This is a genomic window from Novosphingobium sp. FKTRR1, assembly GCF_020404405.1.
Taxonomy (GTDB): domain Bacteria; phylum Pseudomonadota; class Alphaproteobacteria; order Sphingomonadales; family Sphingomonadaceae; genus Novosphingobium.
Genome location: NZ_JAIZDA010000012.1, coordinates 25,029 through 43,977 on the forward strand (window position 1 = coordinate 25,029; position 18,949 = coordinate 43,977).

The window sequence follows — 18,949 nt, forward strand, 5'->3', positions numbered from 1 at the left end:
CCATGATCCTTGGCGCGGTGCTTGCCGGGGGCCTGTCCACCCGCTTTGGCAGCGACAAGGCGCTGGCCGAACTCGACGGGCAGACCTTGCTGGCGCGCGCGGTGGCGCAATTGCAGCGCCAGTGCGAGGCGGTGGTGGTGGTTGGCCGCGCGGTCGGCCCGGCACCGTGCATCGCCGACCATCCCGCGCCGGGCATGGGGCCGCTGGGCGGCATCGCCGGGGCGCTGGCCCATGCGCTGGACAACGGCTTTGACGCGGTGTTGAGCGTGGGCGTCGACAGTCTGGGCCTGCCCGACGATTTGCGCGAAGTGTTGAGCCCGGCGCCCGCCTATCTGGCGGCGCAACCGGTCGTCGGCCTGTGGCCAGCGCGCTGTCTGGGAACGCTCGATGTGCTGCTGCACAGCACGGCGCGCCATTCGATGCGCGCCTTTGCCGAGCTTGTGGGTGCGCGCGCGATCGAGACCGCCACCATTCCGGCCAATATCAACACGCTGGCAGACTTTGCCGCGTTGCAGTCCAAACCTGGGGAATACCGTCATGGGCTTTGAACGCCATGAGTATCGCAAGCAGCCCGATTTCGGCACGCCCGAAGTGGTGTCCGACACGCAAGTGACGCTGCAGATCGACGGCCGCGCGGTGAGCGTGCCTGCGGGCACCACGGTAATGCGCGCCGCGGCCCTGGCCGGTGGGTCGATCCCCAAGCTGTGCGCGACCGACAACCTCAAGCAGTTCGGATCGTGCCGCCTGTGTCTGGTCGAAGTCGATGGCATGCGCGGCACGCCGGCCAGTTGCACGACGTTGGTGGCGCCGGGCATGAACGTCCACACCCAGACGCCGCGGCTGCAAAAGCTGCGCCGGGGGGTGATGGAACTCTACATTTCCGACCACCCGCTCGACTGCCTTACCTGCAGCGCCAACAACGACTGCGAACTGCAGGATCAGGCCGCCGCCGTGGGCCTGCGCGATGTGCGCTATGGCTATGAAGGCGCCAACCATCTGGGTGAGGCGACCGACACCTCCAACCCCTATTTCGATTTCGACCCCAGCAAGTGCATCGCCTGTTCGCGCTGCGTGCGCGCTTGCGATGAAGTGCAGGGCACGTTCGCGCTGACGATCGAGGGGCGCGGCTTTGAATCCAAGGTCAGCGCAGGCCTTGCCAGCGACACCTACTTCTCGTCCGAATGCGTCAGTTGCGGTGCCTGCGTGCAGGCCTGCCCCACCGCCACCTTGCAGGAAAAGGCGGTGAAGGAGATCGGCAAGCCCGAACGCGCGGTCGTCACCACTTGCGCCTATTGCGGGGTCGGCTGCACCTTCCGCGCCGAGATGCGCGGCGAACAGGTCGTGCGCATGGTGCCGTGGAAGGACGGCAAGGCCAATCGCGGCCATTCGTGCGTCAAGGGCCGCTTCGCCTGGGGCTATGCCCAGCATGAAGAGCGCATGCTCAAGCCGATGATCCGCTCGAGCATCGACCAGCCCTGGCAGGAAGTCAGTTGGGAACAGGCGCTGGGCCACGCCGCCAGCGAGATCACCCGGATCAAGGCCAAGTACGGCGCTAATGCATTGGGCGGCATCACATCGAGCCGTTGCACCAACGAGGAGACCTTCCTTGTGCAAAAGCTGGTGCGGGCGGGGTTCGGCACCAACAACGTCGATACTTGCGCGCGGGTGTGCCATTCGCCCACCGGCTATGGCCTGAAGACCACGTTCGGCACGTCGGCGGGAACGCAGGACTTCGACAGCGTGATGGATTCGGACGTGATTCTGGTGATCGGCGCCAATCCCACCGACGGCCACCCGGTCTTTGCCAGCCGGATGAAGCGGCGTCTTCGTCCCAATAACGGAAAACCGGGTGCCAAGCTGATCGTGATCGATCCGCGCCGCACCGACCTGGTGCGCAGCCCGCATGTCGTGGCTGACCATCACCTGCCGCTGCGCCCCGGCACCAACGTGGCCGTGCTGACCGCGATGGCGCACGTGATCGTGACCGAGGGCCTTGCCGACGAGGCTTTCGTGCGCGAGCGCTGTGACTGGGACGAATACCAGCACTGGGCCGAATTCGTGGCGCTTGAGCGCAACAGCCCCGAATTCCTCGCCCCCGTCACCGGCGTGGATGCGCCGACGGTGCGCGAGGCGGCGCGGCTGTTTGCCACCGGCGGCAACGGCGCGATCTATTACGGCCTTGGCGTGACCGAGCACAGTCAGGGCTCCTCGACCGTCATGGCCATCGCCAATCTGGCCATGGCGACCGGCAATATCGGCCGTCGCGGCGTCGGCGTGAACCCCTTGCGCGGTCAGAACAATGTGCAGGGCGCGTGCGACATGGGCAGCTTCCCGCACGAACTGTCGGGCTATCGCCACGTTTCCGACCCCGACGCGCGCGCGCTGTTCGAAGCCGACTGGGGCGTTCCCATCGATCCCGAACCGGGCCTGCGCATCCCCAACATGCTCGATGCCGCCACCGACGGGGTGTTCAAGGCGATCTACATCCAGGGCGAGGACATCCTCCAGTCCGATCCCGACACCAAGCATGTCGCCGCAGGCCTTGCCGCGATGGAATGCGTGATCGTGCATGACCTGTTCCTCAACGAAACCGCCAATTACGCGCATATCTTCCTGCCGGGTTCGACGTTCCTCGAAAAGAACGGCACTTTCACCAATGCCGAGCGCCGCATCCAGCCGGTGCGCAAGGTGATGGAGCCGCTCAATGGTTACGAGGACTGGCAGGTCACGCAATTGCTGGCGCAGGCGATCGGGCTCGACTGGAACTACACCCACCCGCGCGAGATCATGGACGAGATCGCGCGGCTGACGCCTTCGTTCAGCGGGGTCAACTATGCCCGGCTCGATGCCGATGGGTCGTTGCAATGGCCGGTCAACGCCGCCGCGCCCGATGGCAGCCCGATCATGCACATCGACGGTTTCGTCAGGGGCAAGGGCAAGTTCGTGGTGACCGACTACGTGCCTACCGACGAGCGCACCGGGCCGCGCTTCCCGCTGCTGCTGACCACCGGGCGCATCCTGTCGCAATACAACGTCGGCGCGCAGACCCGGCGCACGGCCAATGTCGTGTGGCACGAGGAAGACTTGCTCGAAATCCACCCGACCGACGCCGAAAATCGCGGGATCAAAAGCGGCGACTGGGTGCGGCTGGCCAGCCGTTCGGGCGAAACGACCTTGCGCGCCACGGTTACCGACCGGGTGGCGCCGGGCGTCGTCTACACCACGTTCCACCACCCGGCGACGCAGGCCAACGTCGTCACCACCGACTTTTCCGACTGGGCGACCAACTGCCCCGAATACAAGGTTACGGCGGTGCAGATCACCCCGTCGAACGGGCCGAGCGACTGGCAAGAAGGCTATGAGGCGCTGAGCCAGCGTTCGCGCCGCATCGCCGGATCGGCGATGGAGGCGGCGGAATGAGCGGAGATTCGACCGCCAATCTGGTGCGCATGGTCAACCAGATTGCCCGCAACGTGACGCACGAGGCCGATCCGGTGGCGACCGTGGCCGACCATGTCGCCGCGTTCTGGAGCGGACGGATGCGCGCGCAGATCGCCACATGGCTGGACCAGCACGGCGGTGAAGGGCTCGATCCGGTGGCGTTGGCGGCGCTGCAGCGGTTGCAGCAGGGTGCCGATGCCGGTTGACGGCGCTGCCCCGTTCGCCTTTCGCGAACACTTTGCCGACGCAGCGCCACCCCGGACGCTCGACCGCGCGCTGGCGGTGGAAGCTCCCGTCGCGATCGAGATCAACGGTATCGGCTATGCCGTGATGATGGCGACGCCGACCGATCTTGCCGACTACGCGCTGGGCTTTTGCCTGTCCGAACAGTTGATCGACAGCGCGGCGGGCTTCGTGTCGGCCGATGCGGTGGAAGTGCCTGCAGGCGGCTGGATGCTGCGCGTGCAACTTGCCGCCAGCGATGCCGCCCCGCTGCTCGACCGCGCCCGGTTGCGGCTGGCTGAGGGCAGTTGCGGGCTGTGCGGGATCGAAAGTCTGGAGCAAGTGCTGCGCCCGTTGCCACCTGTCACCGCGCGGCTCGATCCCGATCCGCCCGCCATCTTCCGCGCGCTCACCGCCTTGCGCGATGCCCAGCCGCTGGGGCGCGAGACCCGCGCCGCCCACGCCGCCGCGTTCTGTTCGCCGGCGGGTGAGGTCTTGTGCGTGCGCGAGGATGTTGGCCGCCACAATGCGCTCGACAAGCTGCTGGGCGCGCTCGCCCGCGCCGGGCTTTCCCCCGGCGAAGGGTTCATCCTGTTGACCGCGCGGTGCAGCTTCGAACTGGTGCAGAAGGCGATCATTGCCGGGTGCCCGCTGCTGGTGACGATTTCCGCACCCTCGACGCTTGCGGTCGAACAGGCGCGGGCACACGGGCTGGGGCTGGTCAGTCTGGCGCGCGACGACAGTCTGCTCATAGCCTGCTAGAAGCCGGTGCGATGGTCGCACCTGTTTCCTCCCGTTATGCCGAAGGTTCCGCGCTGCAAGGCCGCACGCGCGGGGCGATCGGGCTCGGCGTGCTGGCGATCGAGGCCTTGCTGGCGCTGCTGCTGGTGCGCGGACTGGCGGGGGATGTTCCCTTGGTCACGGCCGCCCCGCCCGCCGTGGTGACGCCCGCGATCAACTTGCCCGACAAGCCCCAACCGCCCGAACCGCCGCGCACCACCACCGCGCACGAAGCCGAGGGCGCGCAAGGGGCGAGCGGGCGCAAGGCGGCCGCCACCCAGACCGTGGCACCGCCCGCGCGCCTGCCGCTTCCACCGTCGCCACCTGCGGCTCCCGCTGCCGGAACCGGCGATGACGTGCAGTCGGGCGCTGCCCGCGCGGGCGTGGGCACCGGCGGAGCGGGTGCGGGCAATGGTCCGGGCAGCGGCGGCAGCGGCGCTGGCGCGGGCGGGCGCTATGTTGCGGTCAAGCCGGTCAAGATCGCCGGAGACCTGACCGAAGCCGACTACCCGCGCGAAGGCCGCGCCAAGCGGTTGGGGACAATGGTGATCGTGGTGCTGAGCGTTGCCAGCGATGGCCGTGCCAGCGCCTGCCGGGTCCACCATCCCAGCGGCGATCCGGCAGCGGACGCGATCACCTGCCGCCTTGCGGTCGAGCGCTTCCGCTTCCGCCCTGCGCAGGACCAGAACGGCGCGGCCATCGCCGCCGATTACGGCTGGCAACAGCGCTTTTTCTACACGCCCTGAAGGTCTTGCGGGGCCAGCGGCGCCAGTCGGCTGCGGAATGGCCCGAAATCGCGCAATGCGCAGACAAGCGCGCGCAGATCGGCTAAACTCGTTGGCATGATCGCACAGACCATCCAATTGTCGCTGGCGCCGGTGTTCGTGCTGGTGGCGATCGGCAACATCATGAACATCCTGACGACCCGGCTGGGCCGCATCGTCGACCGCTCGCGCGCGTTGAAGAAGCTGCACGCCGAAACGACCGGCGTTGCGCACGATGCGGTGGTCGTCGAAATGCGCAATGTCGACCGCCGCATCCAGTTGATCGGTCATGCGCTGCTGATTCTGGTGCTCAGCGGGATCGGAATCGGGGTGACGGTGGGCATCCTGTTCCTCGGCGAAATGCTGGGTCAGGAACTGCGCATCGCCACGCAAGTCGCGTTCTTTCTGGCGATATCGCTGCTGATGGTCGCGCTGATCTATCTGCTGCTGGAAACGCGGCTGGTGGCCAGCACCTTGCGTCTGCCGCAGGAACTGCTGGAGCTTGAGCGCAAGGATCTGCGCTGAGAGTCAGCGCAGAGGGTCAGTTTTGCCGCTTCTTCTTGGGCGAAGGCGGGGGCGACTGCACCGTCCAGTCCATTGCCTCGGCGGCGTAGTGTTCCAGTTCGCGCCAATGCCGGTCCCAGCCGGGGCCACGCCGTTCGGGCGGGATCTGTGCTTCAACTTCGATGCGCGCGCGGGTTACCGGGTTTGCCGGTGGTTCACTGTCGCTGTCAGCCATCGCAGGGTTTCCCGGTTGTATCGAATCAAAAGGGCCGGAGGTTGCCCCCCGGCCCCATGAATGGTCGCAATCCCGACAGCCTCAGCCGCCGTAGACCTGGCCCACGTCAACCTTCAGGCCGGGGCCCATCGAGGTCGAAAGGCCGACCTTGCGGACGTACTTGCCCTTGGCGCCAGCAGGCTTCGCCTTGACGATCGCATCGACGAACGCGTCGAAGTTGGCGCGCAGCGATTCGTTCGAGAACGACAGCTTGCCGATGCCGCCGTGGATGATCCCGGCCTTTTCGACGCGGAATTCGATCTGGCCGGCCTTGGCGGTCTTGACCGCTTCGGCGACGTTCGGCGTGACGGTGCCGAGCTTCGGGTTCGGCATCAGGCCCTTCGGGCCCAGCAGCTTGCCCAGACGACCCACCAGACCCATCAGGTCGGGCGTGGCGATGACGCGGCCGTAGTCGAGGTTGCCGGCCTGCATCTCTTCGAGCAGGTCTTCGGCGCCGACGCGATCGGCACCGGCGGCCAGTGCCGCTTCGGCCTTGTCACCGCGTGCGAACACGGCGACCTTCACGTCCTTGCCGGTGCCTGCGGGCAGGCTGACCATGCCGCGGACCATCTGGTCGGCGTGGCGCGGATCGACGCCGAGGTTCAGCGAAACTTCCAGCGTTTCGTCGAACTTGGCGCTCTTGAGGTCCTTGAGCAGCTGGATGGCATCATCGACGCCATAGAGCTTCTGGTTGTCGCCCAGCTTTTCGACAAGGGCGTTCTGCTTCTTGGTCTGCTTGGCCATCGGATCAGCCCTCCACAACCTGGATGCCCATCGAACGCGCGGAGCCTTCGATGATCTTCGCTGCCTGCTCGAGATCGTTCGCGTTCAGATCCTTCATCTTGGACGAAGCGATTTCGGTAAGCTGCGCACGGGTGATCTGGCCGGCCGAATCCTTGCCCGGCGCCTTCGAACCAGACTTCAGGCCCAGCGCCTTCTTGATGAAGAAGGTTGCCGGCGGCGTCTTGGTGATGAAGGTGAAAGACTTGTCGGCATAGACAGTGATCACGGTGGGCAGCGGCGTGCCCTTTTCAATTTCCTGGGTAGATGCGTTGAATTCTTTGCAGAAACCCATGATGTTCACACCGCGCTGACCGAGCGCGGGGCCGATCGGCGGCGAAGGCTTGGCTTCACCGGCCTTGATCTGCAACTTGATGTAGCAGTCGATTTTCTTGGCCATTGCGGGCCTCCTATCTTCCTGTTGCCCGGGTGGGCGCAGAGTAAGCGGTCAAACAAGGCCCGAAGGCCTCTCCCGCGCGAAACCCACGGGGAAAACCCCATGGAAGCGCGCGCCCCTACAGGGAACGCGCGGCAAATGCAAGGATTCGGCCGCGGCTTGCGACCGCGCCCTTACTTTACCAGTTCGACTTCCTCGAAGCTCAGCTCCACCGGGGTGGCGCGGCCGAAGATCGACACCGAGACCTTGACGCGGCTCTTGTCGAAATCGAGCTCCTCGACGATGCCGTTGAACGAGGCGAACGGGCCGGCGTTGACCTTGACCGAATCGCCGATCTCGTAATCGACCAGCACCTGCTTGCGCGGTTCGGCAGCGGCCTGTTCGCGGGCGCCGAAGTATCGGGCCGCTTCCTTTTCAGAGATCGGTTGCGGCTTGGAGTTGGTGCCAAGGAAACCGGTGACCTTGGGCGTGTTCTTGACGAGGTGGTAGATGTCGTCGTTCATCGCCAGCTTGGCCAGCACGTAGCCGGGCATGAACTTGCGCTCGACGGCCACCTTCTTGCCGCGCTTCACTTCGGTGACGGTCTCGGTCGGAACCTCAACCGCTTCGACCAGTTGCGACAGGCCAATGCGTTCAGCCTCGCTGATGATCGCGTCGCGAACCTTGTTTTCGAAGCCGGAATAGGCGTGGATGATGTACCAGCGGGCCATGGTCGGGTCGTTTCCTGTTATGCAGTCTGATCGGGCAGGCGGGTCAGGCGAGCGAAAGCAGCCAGCTGACGATGAAGCCGAAGATGCTGTCGATGCCCAGGAAGAACACCGAGAGCAGGATCATCATCAATGCCACGAAGATCGCGGTCGTGGTCGTTTCCTGGCGGGTCGGCCAGACGACCTTGCGCGCTTCGGCGCGGACCTGGTTGACGAACTCGCTTGGACTGGTCTTGGCCATGGCTTGCCTGTCTGCAATGAAAAAGGTTGTCACGTCTTCCGCCTAGGGGACATCGCCGCCCCGGACGGGTCCGGGAGGGGCTGCGAAATCTCCGATGTCGGAAGTTGGCTGTCATGTAAGCGACATGCGCCGCGATGGCAAGACCCACCCGAAACCGCGGCTTGCGGGCAGCGGACTGACCGAATCGGCCCGCGATCGGCAGCGGCGGGCAGACTGCCGCGGCGGCAATCTTGGGAAAGTGGCCAACCTTTTCGGAAAATGGCCAAACTTATTGGAAAATGGCAGGAGTGGGGGGACTCGAACCCACGGCCCTCGGTTTTGGAGACCGATGCTCTACCAACTGAGCTACACTCCTGCGCCGACAGCATTGCCGTCGGAGAACGCGCCCTTAATGGGTTGACGCGGGGGATGCAACCGACCCAGAACGTTTTTATCCGCCATGGCCCGTGACGACCCACAGATCATCCCGCCCGACTTGTTGTTGCGGGCTTACCGCGCCGGGATTTTCCCGATGGCGGACAGTCGTGACGATCCCGAAGTGTACTGGGTGGAGCCACGCCAGCGCGCGATCCTGCCGCTCGACGGATTCCATGTGTCGCATTCGCTGGCGCGCACCTTGCGGCGCGGGCGCTTTGGCGTGACCTGCAACCGCGCGTTCGATGCGGTGATCGATGCCTGCGCCGCGCCACGCGCCGATGCGCCCGACAGCTGGATCAGCCGCCGCATCCGCGAAAGCTATCGCGAGTTGCACGCGCTCGGCCACGCCCACTCGATCGAGGTGTGGCAGGTCGAAGAGGGAGCGGGAGGCGGGCGCGCCGAACGGCTGGTCGGTGGCCTCTACGGCGTCGGCTTCGGCGCGGTGTTTTGCGGTGAAAGCATGTTCAGCCGCGCCAGCGATGCGTCGAAGGTGGCGCTGTGCTGGCTGGTTGCGGCCATGCGCCGGGGCGGTGCGCGCCTGCTCGACTGTCAGTTCACGACCCCGCACCTGACCTCGCTGGGGGCAGTCGAAATCCCGCAATCGCAATACCTTGGCCTGCTGCAAGAGGCGCAGCGGACCGGCCTTGCGCCGCGTTACCGGGTTGGTGCTTCCTCAACCACCGGGGCATCGTCGCCGGGTTCGGGCGCGGTTTCGATGGCGGGCGCTTCATCGGGAGGCGCCGTGCCCGAAGGCTTTTCGGCGCTTTTGGCCGATGCGGCGGCGGTCGGGCTGTCCTCCTCGCCGGGGAACTTCATCGCGCAGTCCTTGACCCACACGTCATAGACCGGGTGCTGCACGACGTTGAGCGAGGGGGCGTTGCGGAACAGCCAGCCCGAAAACACTTTGTGCCAGGCCAGCTTTTCCTGCGTGGTCGCGCGTTCCTGCACGAACAGTTGCACGAAGGCGCCGGTTTCCGGCGGGTCTTCCCACGGCGCGGTCTTTTCGCACGTCGCCAGCTTGACGATGACATTGCCGATGCGCCGCGATTCGCCGGTGCGCAGCACCAGTTCCTGCGTGATGTTGTTGCGCTTGTTGAGAAAGCCGAGCGTGGCGACGCGGTCCTTGACCGGGGTGCCATATTCGCTTTCGACGACGCCGCTGGCCGAATCGACCGGCCCGGCGCTGGCCGTCGCCTCGGACGGTGGTGGCGCCTCGTTCTGGCTACCGCATGCAGACAGGCCCGGCAGCGCAACCGCCCAGGCGAAAGCCAGCGCGGCAAGCGGCCTTGACCGGGGCCGCATCAGCCTTCCGGTGACCAGGCTTCGTAATCGCCGGTAGCGGCGGCGCGCTTGCCACCGCGTTCCAGAGCGCCTTGCGGGCGATAGGCGGCCGAGGTGCCGGTGGCGTTGGGGGTGTAGTCCACTTCCCAGATGTGCGGCGGCGGCAGATTGCTTTCGGGCACGCTGTCAAAGCTGCCGTGCAACCAGCCGTGCCATTCCGCCGGAACCCGGCTGGCATCGTTGGGACCGTTGTAGATCACCCAGCGACGCTCACGCCCGGCGAAGGGATGACCCTTGGGAAAGGGCTTCCTTGCGCGGAAGTATGCGTTGCCCTGAACGTCGGTGCCGACCTGCTCGCCATTGCGCGCGCTGTCGAACAGGGTGCCGATGGTGGCACCGTCCCACCAGGTGAAGATCTTGCCAAGGATGCTCATGCCGCAGCGCTTAGCCGCTGGAAGGGGGAGTCGGCAAGCGCGGATGGTACGCGCGCGCCTGCATTCGCCGCAAAAGCATCGAAAAGGGCGGCGATTACCATGTAACCAGGTCGCCCGGCCGCAAGCCGATCTGCGCCGCGCGGCCCGCGTTCAATTCGAGCACGCCGCTGGCCGCCCCCGCCGAAGGCAGCGGCGTTTCATCGTAAGGCACGGCGTTCGCCGCGATGTTGAGCACTTTGTGGTCGGGACCGATGAAGATGATGTCCAGCCCGATCACGGTGTTGCGCATCCAGAACGCGGCGCGGCGCGGCGGGTTCATCGGAAAGATCATGCCTTCATCCGGCCCCATCGCGGTGCGGAACATCAGGCCGTGTTCCTGCTCCTCGGCGCTGGCGGCCAGTTCGACCTTGAGCACGCGCGGGCCATTGGCGGTCGTGACGGTCAGCGGAATGACCGCAAGGCCCGAGATCGGGTGCAGGGTGGGGGTCGCTGGCGCTTGGGTAGAGGTCGTGCCGGGCTGCGCAGTCGGCTTGCTGTCTGCCGTTGCGGGTGAGCACGCCGCGAGAACCAAGGCGGCTGCAAAGGCCGCCAGCTTACCCGTGATCTTGTGCAGGTTCATCGTCGTCGATCCCTTCAAGTACCCATTCCTCGATCTCGGCCACGTCAACGGCATTGACGATGAACCGCGCGTTGCCAAGCGCATGGCCGCCACGCAACAGCGCGGCAATGTGTTTCTCGCGCGTCTTGGGATCGCTTGGCGCGGCACCGGGATCACCCCTGCCGGCAAACGGGCCGAGCCGTCGCTTGCGGGCAAAGGCCAGCGCGGCTTCGCGGGCGGCGCGCTCGCTGCTGCGGTTGGCGGCGCGCAAGTCGGCGCCGATCCCGGCCTGATTGAGCGTCTGATCGATGCGGCGGTCGCCAAGTCCGCGGCGGCGCAAGGTTTCGCTGCGCGCCTGGGCGTACCCCGCATCATCGATGAAGCCGCGCTCGGCAAAGCGGGCAAGCAGCGCCGGGATATCGGGCGCGGGCGTGTCCTCATCCCAGCCGCGCTCGCGCAACTTGCGCTTCAGATAGTCGGCCAGCTTGCCCGTGCTGGTGGCAAAGCGTGCGACATAGCCCAGCGCCAGTTCTTCAAGCTGCGCATCATCGAGCTGTGGCGGAATGGGACGCGCGCGGCGTGGCCGGTTCTGTTCATCGTGCATTGGCCATATTCGTGCCACAGTCGCGGAACAATGAGAACACCGGCAGCTCTGCATCCGCTCGCAAGACGGGGGACAAGGTTGTCGGCGCCAGCTGCGGCAGGGCAGGACATCGCCCGCCGCACAACAACGAATTCGGGGTATCGCATGACTGTACTGGAAGCTGTCGTTGATCGTGGAGCGGCGCGCGATGCGCTGGTTGCCACCCCCAACGATGATGGCCGTGCGCGCCGGTTCGCCGATTTTCCGACCTTTTGCGACGCGCTCGATTTCGCTGCGCAAGGGTTGCGCGGCTTCAACTTCCACGATCCGCGCGGCACGCTGGTGCGCCCGTACCCGTTCAGCGAGCTGCGCGCCGATGCGTTGATCGCGGCGCGGCGGCTGGTCGCGCATGGCGTTCAGCCGGGCGACCGGGTGGCGCTGGTTGCCGAAACCGGCCCCGAATTCGCCGCGCTGTTCTGCGGTGCGATGTACGCGGGCGCATGGCCGGTGCCGCTGCCGCTGCCGACCAGCTTTGGCGGCAAGGAAAACTACATCGACCAGTTGTGCGTCCAGCTTGGCAGTTCCGATCCCCGGATGCTGCTGTTCCCCGGCGAACTGGCCACGATGTGCGCCGCTGCCGCCGAACGCCACGGCTGCCCCGGCCTGACGTGGGAGGCATTTGCCGAAGTCGCACCGGCTGACACCGCGCTGCCCGATCCCGATCCCGATGCGATCAGCTACTTGCAGTATTCCAGCGGCTCCACCCGCTTTCCGCATGGCGTCGCGGTCACCCACCGCGCGCTGATGGCCAATCTGGCCGGCCACGCCCACGGCATGGGTTTTGTCGAGGGCGATCGCTGCATCAGTTGGCTGCCGTGGTATCATGACATGGGGCTGGTCGGCTGCTTCCTGTCGCCGATCGCCAACCAGATGTCGGCCGATTACCTGCGGACCGAGGATTTTGCCCGCCGCCCGCTGGCGTGGCTCGACCTGATCAGCCGCAACCAGGGCGCCTCGCTGTCGTATTCGCCCACCTTCGGGTATGACATCTGCGCCCGCCGCATTTCCAGCCAGACGCACGTGGCCGAACGGTTCGACCTGTCGCGCTGGCGCATTGCCGGGAACGGCGCCGACATGATCCGCCCCGACGTGATGCAGGGCTTCGTCAATGCCTTTGCGCCCGCCGGGTTCAAGGCGGCCGCTTTCCTGCCCAGCTATGGTCTGGCCGAAGCGACGCTGGCGGTGACGATCATGCCGCCGGGCGAAGGCATCCGCGTCGAGCTGGTCGAGGAAGAGCGCCTGTCGGGCACTCCGCGCGATCTGTCGCGCCCGGCCCGCTATCGCGCCATCGTCAATTGCGGCGTGGCGGTGCGCGGCATGGAAGTGCAGATTCGCGGCGAGGACGACAAGCCGGTCAGCCACCATCACATCGGCAAAGTCTGGTGCCGTGGCTCGTCGGTGATGCACAGCTATTTCCGCGATCCCGAATCGACCGCCGCCTGCATGGTCGATGGCTGGCTCGACACCGGCGACATGGGCTACCTCAATGCCGAGGGCTATCTGTTCATCGTCGGCCGGGCGAAGGACATGATCATCATCAACGGCAAGAACCACTGGCCGCAGGATATCGAATGGGCGGTGGAGCAGCTTCCCGGCTTCCATCAGGGCGATATCGCGGCCTTCTCGGTCGAGGCTGAAAATGGCGAGGAAACCCCCGCCGTGCTCGTCCACTGCCGCGTCAGCGATCCGGCGGAACGGCTGAAGCTGCGCGAAGCCATCCGGGAAAAGGTCCGCGCCATCACCGGCATGAACTGCGTGGTCGAACTGGTCCCCCCGCGCACCCTGCCGCGCACCAGCAGCGGCAAATTGAGCCGCAGCAAGGCCAAGAAGCTGTACCTGACCGGCGAGATCGAGCCTTACCAACTGGCGGCGTAAGCGGCGGGAAAAAGGGCGTCGCGCCCTTCGGCAGAGCTTGGTACTCACCGCATCGACGCTCATGCGTCAGCGGGAGAGGCAGTTCCATGAAATCGCGCACCCTGCCGGGCAGGTTCCTGGCCATCGCCACCATCGCCAGCCTCGCGCTGGCCGTCCCCGGCCCCGCACAGGCGCAGGCCGCCGACGGGCACTGGGCAGCGCCGGGCGATCCGGTGGCCGCCGACTTGCTCGAAATGGAGCGGGTCTGGGCGACGCTGGCCTGCGTGCCCGCCGATGCTCGCTATGCCGCCAACAAGGCCTTCGTCGAAAAGTTCATCGCCGATGACTTCGTCGGCACCAGCCCGGCGGGCCCGCTCTATACCAAGGCCGACATGCTGCCCAAGCCCGGCACGACCGCACCGGTCGAGCGCGACTGCAAGGTGCTGGGCGCCAAAGTGCGCTTCTTCACCCCCGACCTTGCCGTCATCTATGGCAGCGAAAGCGCCATCGTGCAGGATGCCAAGGGCAACGCCGCTCCGCGCGAACTGATCTGGACCGACACCGTGCTGCGCCGCGCCGGCCAATGGCAGATCATCGCCGTACAGGACATGACCGCCCCGAAGAAGTGAGGGGTCGGCGGGTGCGCGGCACCACGCGTCCGCGCCCTTTGCGGTCACTCCGGGTCAAGCCCGGGGTGACGGTTGGGGGCGTGCGGTTGCGATTGTGGATGTCCGCAATGGTGTCGCATCCGGAACGGCGGCTTTCAGCAGGCAAACTGCACAATCCCGCCCCTAAAACGCCACTTCCGCGCCGTCCCATGCGAACAGTTTGCCGCTGTCGGCGGGGGTCAGGCCGTCGAGGACCGCCAGCAAGGCTGCTGCGCTGCGGTCCGGCGTGAACAGCTTTTCCGGGGTGACGCCCTTCTGGAACGGGGCGGACAGCGCGGTGTCGACCGTGCCGGGGTGGAGCGTGACCGCCAGCGCCTGCGGGTGGGTGCGGCCAAGCTCGATCGCCAGATTGCGCACCAGCATGTTGAGCGCGGCCTTGCTGGCGCGATAGGCGTGCCAGCCGCCCAGCCGGTTGTCACCGATCGAGCCGACCCGCGCCGAGAGCGCCGCGAACACCGCCCGCCGCTCGCGGGGCAGCAGCGGCAGCACATGCTTGGCGATCAGCGCCGGGCCGATGGTGTTGATCGCGAACAGTTCGGCAAGGCCCTGCGCCGTCACCGCGCGGAACGCCTTTTCCGGGCCGCTGCCGTCGGCGCGGGTCAGCCGTCCGGTGGCGATCAGCACCATGTCGAGCGGTGCGCCGATCCGGGCGCAGGCGGCGGCGATGCTGTCCTCGTCGGTCAGGTCGAAGGCGAAGGGGCGGAACTTGTCCCCTTGCGGCACCCCGCCCGCGCCGCGCGAACCGACGTGAACCTCGGCCACGTCATCGCGCGCAGCCAGAGCGCGCGCCAGCGCCGCACCAACCCCGCCCGAGGCGCCGAATACTGCACAGCGCATCATGGTCGCTTCAACCTCCACGAACCGGGATCACAGGCGATGCGGCCAACTTCGGCCAGCACTGCTTCGTCGCCTGTGCGCAAGGCGCCGGGCGGCCCCGCGCTTTCGTAATAGACCGCCACCACCAGCATCGCGCGGCCCGGCGGCTCGATCAACGCGATGTCGTTGATCCGGCTGGCAAAGGCGGGATCGCTGAAGGTGCCGGTCTTGTCGCCCGCGCTCCATCCGACAGGAATCCCGGCGCGGATGCGGTTGCCGCCGGTGGTGGTCGCGCGCATCCAGCCCAGCAGCGTGTCGCGCGCCGCCAGCGGGAATCCCGGCCCGGTGCGCATCAGCGTGGTCAGCGTGGTCGCCATCGCCATGGGCGTCGTGCTGTCCTCGCCACTGCGCGGATCGGTGCGGTTGAGCGCGGTCTCGCTGCGGTTGAGCGTGGTCAGCCCATCGCCCAGTTCGCGCCAGAACGCGGTCAGCGCCACAGGGCCGCCCAGCCGGTCGAGCAGCAGGTTGGCGGCGGTGTTGTCGCTGGTGGTCTGCGCCGCCTCGGCCAGCGCCAGCACGCTGAGGTCATAGCGCGCGACATGCGCCCCGGTAATCGGCGAGGCGGGCAGCAGATCGAGCGCCGAATAGGGCAGCACCTGCCCGCCATCCAGCCGCCCCGCCGCCACTTCGCGCAGCACCAGCGCCGCCAGCGACAGCTTGAAGGTGGAGCACAGCGCGAACCGCTCGCCCTCGCGCCAGCCGAAGCCCTGCCCGCTTGCGGTATCGCGCACGAACGCGCCCAGCCGCCCGCCACTGCGCTGTTCCAACTGGCGCAGCGCCTTGATCCCGGCGGGCACGCGCACCGCCGGACGCGCCAGCGCAGGCAAGGCGAGGTTGCTCGCCAAAGCCGCTGCCAGACTGCCCAGAACATCGCGCCGCTTCATCGCTTTGCAGGCTAGCGGCAAGCCGCGCGGTGCGATAGCCTCCCCTTCCGACCGATCATGCGGATCGACCAACCGCCATCCTGCATCGACGGTGCAGCTTGCATGCGGTTGGCCGGGGCCCCATCTCTACGCCACTTCTACCGGAAACGAGCCATGGCCAGCACCAGTACCGACACCGCAAGCGCAACTGCAACCGCCCCGGCGATCACCCTGACGCCGCCCGATCCGGTGCCGGTGGTGGCGCCCACGCAGGCCGCCGGGCTGGTGCCGGTCAGCGACGACACCAAGAGCAAGCTTGAGGCGAAGGTCGATGCCTTCGTCGCCGATCTGCTGGCGCAAGACGCGCAAAGCCCCGAATTCGGCAAGCGCGTCGACCAGTTGACCAACATGGGGCGCAAGGAGATCGCGGCGGCGGCGGGCATGTCCAACCGCTTTCTCGATCGCCCGATCCGCGCGATGGACAAGGACAGCGGCGTCGGCGCCGATCTGGCCGCGCTGCGCCGCACGGTCGAAGAGCTTGATCCCGGCCGTCAGGGCAACCTGTCGTCGGGGCGCAAGTTCCTTGGCATCATCCCCTTCGGCAACAGCGTGAAGAAGTACTTCGACGGCTACGTCTCGGCGCAAGGGCACATCAAGGCGATCCTCGACCGGCTGGCCTCGGGCAAGGACGAGCTGCTGATGGACAACGCCACCATCGACGTCGAACGGCAAAAGCTGTGGGAGGCGATGGGCAACATCGAACAGATGATCCACATCTCCAAAGTACTCGACAGCAAGCTTGAAGATGCCGCGCTCGATCTTGACCACACCGATCCGGCCAAGGCCAAGGCGATCCGCGAATCCGCGCTGTTCTATACCCGCCAGCGTACGCAGGATCTGCTGACCCAGATGGCGGTGACGGTGCAGGGCTATCTCGCGCTCGATCTGGTCAAGAAAAACAACGTCGAACTGGTCAAGGGCGTCGATCGCGCCAGCACCACCACCGTCGCCGCGCTGCGCACCGCCGTGACCGTGGCGCAGGCGATGACCAACCAGCGGCTGGTGCTGCAACAGATCACCGCGCTCAACACCACCACCGCCAACATCATCGATTCCACCGGCAAGCTGTTGCGCGAACAGACCGGCAAGATCCACGAGATGGCGGTGTCCAGCACGATCCCGCTGGAAACGCTGCAACGCGCCTTCCAGAATATCTATGACACGATGGACACCATCGACACCTTCAAGATCAAGGCTTTGGACGCGATGAAGCAGACCATCGACACGCTTTCGGGCGAAGTCGAGAAGTCGAAGGGCTACATCGCCCGCACCCAGGGCGCCACCCAGGCGCAACTGGCCGGTCCCGAATCCTCGCCGCTGCTGACGCTTGAGGGCTGATGGCGGGCGAGGCACACGACAGCGCGGCGATACTGGCATCGGCGCGCCAATCGCTGACGCACCAGCGCGCGGGCGGACGGCGCCGGGGGTCGATCGGGCGGCGCTCGGCCGAGCTGAAGCGGCGGCATCTGGCGCGCAAGGCGGCGCGGGTGGCGCTGGCCATCGGCGCGGTCATGCTGGCAACGATGATCGCCGGGCTGGTGATCGGCGGCATCGGCGTGGTCGGCCTGTTCGCCGCCGTGCTGGCGGGCCTTGCCGTGCTGGCGTTCTTCAGCACGTTTCCCCGGCTCAAAGTGCCCGATCTGCGCGCGCTCAACAGCGGCGATGTGCGCACGATGGTGGGCCGCACCGAGCTGTGGCTCGAAGCGCAGCGCCCCGCGCTGCCCGCGCCGGCAGTGCGGCTGGTCGACCGGATCGGCGTGCAATTGGATAGCCTTGGCGTGCAATTGGAAGGGCTCGACCCCGCCGAGCCTGCCGTGGCCGAAGTGCGCAAGCTGGTGGGCGAACACTTGCCCGGCATGGTCGAAAGCTATCGCCGCATCCCCGCGCACTTGCGCAACGAACAGCGCGGCGGGCGCAGCGCCGACCAGCAACTGGCCGATGCGCTGGGCAAAGTCAGCGGCGAGATCGACGAGATTTCGCGCCAACTGGCCGCCGGTGACCTGGACGCGCTGGCGGTGCGTGGCCGCTATCTTGACTACAAGTACGGCGATGCGCTTGGGGAGGCGCCGCAATTGCAGTCCCCGCAGCTATCGCCCCCGAAGGAAACCTGATGCGCGTCGCCATCCCCCACACCCTCGGCAAGGATGAAGTTCGCCGCCGCCTGAAAGCGCGCATGGGCGACGCCCCGGACAAGGCGCGCGAATCGCTGGGCGCGCTGGCCAGCGTCGACTTGCGCTGGGAAACCGACGACCGCCTCGCCATGGACGTCTCAGCCATGGGCTTTTCCATCCCCTGCTCGCTGGACATCGAGGACGCCGCGCTGGTGTTCGACGTCGAAATCCCCGCAGGCCTCGGCTTCGCCCGCGGCATGATCGAAGGCACGATCCGCGAAAAGGGCGCTAAGTTGCTGGGGTGAGGGGGCTTTCGGCGGCGATCGAATTTGGATCTGCTGAAAACAATCTGGGTGTGCCAAAAAATCTGATCGGCCGACCGCTGGAATCTGTCGAACGAAATGAATATCCAGAAGAGATAATTGCCCGACAAGTCAAAGGTAATCCGACGGAAACGTCGATTGCTCCACCTTGATCTGCCTTTTGCACATTTATTTGCAAAACCATGGTGGCTGTTCCAAATATGAAATTTTTATCAAATATTCACTTTGCAGAAAAATATAAGACTGGGACAGTATACTTCTCTTCTATTCAAGTCCTCTTGCCAGATAGGGCGAACCCCCTCCCCCGACCCCTCCCCACTGGGAGGGGGGAACGGTGCGGGGGCGAGTGGTGATCTGACTCCCCTCCCCGGTGGGGAGGGGTGGGGGAGGGGGTTCGGCGCCAGACGGCCTCGCCCGACAGCAGCCGCACAGCCAATCTGCCACGACCCACCTTGACAAAACGAACCATATAGGATAACTCCCCGCGCAAGGATCGAGAGGCGGGGCCAAGGCCGGTCTTGTTCTCACGGCTCTTTCGGTCAGGGGTCATAGCCTGATCGGCGCGACCGGGGTGGGTTGCTGCGGGTCTTGTGTGGGCGTTTCTCCCCCCTCAAGTCCCAGGCCGGGCAATCTGCTGCCAGACCCGCGCGGGGTGGACGGGCGAGCCATGTGCTGCGCCCGGGAAGGACCGGAACCCTTTGGTTCCAATGC

22 protein-coding genes, 1 tRNA gene and 1 pseudogene are annotated in these 18,949 nt (G+C 66.3%); 12 read left to right on the plus strand and 12 right to left on the minus strand.

Annotated features, from left to right (window positions below):
* Positions 1-2 precede the first annotated feature (2 nt).
* The 6 genes from LDN95_RS12570 to LDN95_RS12595 all read left to right on the plus strand — a co-directional run bounded on the left by LDN95_RS12570 (position 3) and on the right by LDN95_RS12595 (position 5,732).
* Complete coding sequence (locus LDN95_RS12570) at positions 3-548, plus strand: molybdenum cofactor guanylyltransferase (protein ID WP_226018030.1); 546 nt, start codon at positions 3-5, stop codon at positions 546-548.
* Positions 538-3,420 (plus strand): formate dehydrogenase subunit alpha, encoded by a 2,883-nt coding sequence (fdhF, locus tag LDN95_RS12575; protein ID WP_226018031.1) that lies wholly within the window; start codon positions 538-540, stop codon positions 3,418-3,420. Before LDN95_RS12570 ends, fdhF begins: the two co-directional genes overlap by 11 nt.
* Entirely contained in the window at positions 3,417-3,647 is a 231-nt protein-coding gene (locus LDN95_RS12580) for a formate dehydrogenase subunit delta (protein ID WP_226018032.1), read from the plus strand. The genes fdhF and LDN95_RS12580 overlap by 4 nt, the downstream gene beginning before the upstream one ends.
* Positions 3,637-4,425, plus strand: a complete 789-nt coding sequence (fdhD, locus tag LDN95_RS12585) for a formate dehydrogenase accessory sulfurtransferase FdhD (RefSeq protein ID WP_226018033.1) — start codon at positions 3,637-3,639, stop codon at positions 4,423-4,425. The genes LDN95_RS12580 and fdhD overlap by 11 nt, the downstream gene beginning before the upstream one ends.
* Positions 4,426-4,436: 11 nt before the next feature.
* Positions 4,437-5,189, plus strand: coding sequence for a TonB family protein (locus tag LDN95_RS12590; RefSeq protein ID WP_226018034.1), 753 nt, complete (start codon positions 4,437-4,439; stop codon positions 5,187-5,189).
* Positions 5,190-5,285: 96 nt separating this feature from the next.
* Positions 5,286-5,732, plus strand: a complete 447-nt coding sequence (locus LDN95_RS12595; protein ID WP_226018035.1) for a DUF2721 domain-containing protein — start codon at positions 5,286-5,288, stop codon at positions 5,730-5,732.
* Between the two features lie 16 nt (positions 5,733-5,748).
* Here LDN95_RS12595 and LDN95_RS12600 read toward each other — a convergent pair whose 3' ends face one another.
* The 6 genes from LDN95_RS12600 to LDN95_RS12625 all read right to left on the minus strand — a co-directional run bounded on the left by LDN95_RS12600 (position 5,749) and on the right by LDN95_RS12625 (position 8,465).
* The gene (locus tag LDN95_RS12600) at positions 5,749-5,946 is read right to left on the minus strand and encodes a hypothetical protein (protein WP_226018036.1); all 198 of its coding nucleotides are present in this window, start codon (positions 5,944-5,946) and stop codon (positions 5,749-5,751) included.
* An 81-nt stretch (positions 5,947-6,027) separates the two neighbouring features.
* Positions 6,028-6,729: a 50S ribosomal protein L1 gene (gene rplA, locus LDN95_RS12605; protein ID WP_226018037.1), complete on the minus strand. Its 702-nt coding sequence runs from the start codon at positions 6,727-6,729 to the stop codon at positions 6,028-6,030.
* A gap of 4 nt (positions 6,730-6,733) precedes the next feature.
* Positions 6,734-7,165, minus strand: coding sequence for a 50S ribosomal protein L11 (gene rplK, locus LDN95_RS12610; RefSeq protein ID WP_226018038.1), 432 nt, complete (start codon positions 7,163-7,165; stop codon positions 6,734-6,736).
* Between the two features lie 170 nt (positions 7,166-7,335).
* On the minus strand, positions 7,336-7,872 hold the full coding sequence (nusG, locus tag LDN95_RS12615) for a transcription termination/antitermination protein NusG (protein ID WP_226018039.1): 537 nt from the start codon (positions 7,870-7,872) through the stop codon (positions 7,336-7,338).
* A 43-nt stretch (positions 7,873-7,915) separates the two neighbouring features.
* Positions 7,916-8,110: a preprotein translocase subunit SecE gene (secE, locus tag LDN95_RS12620; RefSeq protein WP_226018040.1), complete on the minus strand. Its 195-nt coding sequence runs from the start codon at positions 8,108-8,110 to the stop codon at positions 7,916-7,918.
* A gap of 279 nt (positions 8,111-8,389) precedes the next feature.
* Positions 8,390-8,465 (minus strand) — tRNA-Trp (locus LDN95_RS12625).
* Between the two features lie 84 nt (positions 8,466-8,549).
* Between LDN95_RS12625 and aat the strand changes: the two genes are divergently transcribed.
* The gene (gene aat / locus LDN95_RS12630; RefSeq protein ID WP_226018041.1) at positions 8,550-9,371 is read left to right on the plus strand and encodes a leucyl/phenylalanyl-tRNA--protein transferase; all 822 of its coding nucleotides are present in this window, start codon (positions 8,550-8,552) and stop codon (positions 9,369-9,371) included.
* A gap of 35 nt (positions 9,372-9,406) precedes the next feature.
* Here the strand turns inward: aat and LDN95_RS12635 are convergent.
* The 4 genes and pseudogenes from LDN95_RS12635 to LDN95_RS12650 all read right to left on the minus strand — a co-directional run.
* Positions 9,407-9,829 (minus strand): annotated as a pseudogene (locus LDN95_RS12635) (DUF2155 domain-containing protein); the annotation flags it as partial.
* The gene (locus tag LDN95_RS12640) at positions 9,829-10,242 is read right to left on the minus strand and encodes an NADH:ubiquinone oxidoreductase subunit NDUFA12 (RefSeq protein ID WP_226018042.1); all 414 of its coding nucleotides are present in this window, start codon (positions 10,240-10,242) and stop codon (positions 9,829-9,831) included. The gene LDN95_RS12640 and the pseudogene LDN95_RS12635, both read right to left, overlap by 1 nt.
* 94 nt (positions 10,243-10,336) lie before the next feature.
* Positions 10,337-10,861, minus strand: a complete 525-nt coding sequence (locus LDN95_RS12645; protein WP_226018043.1) for a DUF192 domain-containing protein — start codon at positions 10,859-10,861, stop codon at positions 10,337-10,339.
* On the minus strand, positions 10,836-11,444 hold the full coding sequence (locus LDN95_RS12650) for a RecX family transcriptional regulator (protein ID WP_226018044.1): 609 nt from the start codon (positions 11,442-11,444) through the stop codon (positions 10,836-10,838). The genes LDN95_RS12645 and LDN95_RS12650 overlap by 26 nt, the downstream gene beginning before the upstream one ends.
* Before the next feature lie 144 nt (positions 11,445-11,588).
* Between LDN95_RS12650 and LDN95_RS12655 the strand changes: the two genes are divergently transcribed.
* Together LDN95_RS12655 and LDN95_RS12660 are read left to right on the plus strand one after the other, a co-directional pair.
* Positions 11,589-13,358: a fatty acyl-AMP ligase gene (locus LDN95_RS12655; protein WP_226018045.1), complete on the plus strand. Its 1,770-nt coding sequence runs from the start codon at positions 11,589-11,591 to the stop codon at positions 13,356-13,358.
* A gap of 86 nt (positions 13,359-13,444) precedes the next feature.
* Entirely contained in the window at positions 13,445-13,966 is a 522-nt protein-coding gene (locus LDN95_RS12660) for a nuclear transport factor 2 family protein (RefSeq protein WP_226018046.1), read from the plus strand.
* A gap of 162 nt (positions 13,967-14,128) precedes the next feature.
* On the opposite strand, the gene LDN95_RS12665 is transcribed toward LDN95_RS12660, so the two are convergent.
* Positions 14,129-14,842, minus strand: coding sequence for an SDR family NAD(P)-dependent oxidoreductase (locus LDN95_RS12665; RefSeq protein WP_226018122.1), 714 nt, complete (start codon positions 14,840-14,842; stop codon positions 14,129-14,131).
* On the minus strand, positions 14,842-15,765 hold the full coding sequence (gene bla, locus LDN95_RS12670; RefSeq protein ID WP_226018047.1) for a class A beta-lactamase: 924 nt from the start codon (positions 15,763-15,765) through the stop codon (positions 14,842-14,844). The genes LDN95_RS12665 and bla overlap by 1 nt, the downstream gene beginning before the upstream one ends.
* A gap of 153 nt (positions 15,766-15,918) precedes the next feature.
* Between bla and LDN95_RS12675 the strand changes: the two genes are divergently transcribed.
* The 3 genes from LDN95_RS12675 to LDN95_RS12685 are packed head-to-tail and all read left to right on the plus strand — an operon-like array spanning position 15,919 to position 18,220.
* Positions 15,919-17,142: a toxic anion resistance protein gene (locus tag LDN95_RS12675; RefSeq protein ID WP_226018048.1), complete on the plus strand. Its 1,224-nt coding sequence runs from the start codon at positions 15,919-15,921 to the stop codon at positions 17,140-17,142.
* Positions 17,142-17,915, plus strand: a complete 774-nt coding sequence (locus LDN95_RS12680) for a hypothetical protein (RefSeq protein WP_226018049.1) — start codon at positions 17,142-17,144, stop codon at positions 17,913-17,915. Before LDN95_RS12675 ends, LDN95_RS12680 begins: the two co-directional genes overlap by 1 nt.
* Positions 17,915-18,220 carry a polyhydroxyalkanoic acid system family protein gene (locus LDN95_RS12685; protein WP_226018050.1) on the plus strand — a complete coding sequence of 102 codons (306 nt, stop codon included), beginning with the start codon at positions 17,915-17,917 and terminating at the stop codon, positions 18,218-18,220. Before LDN95_RS12680 ends, LDN95_RS12685 begins: the two co-directional genes overlap by 1 nt.
* Positions 18,221-18,949: the final 729 nt, after the last annotated feature.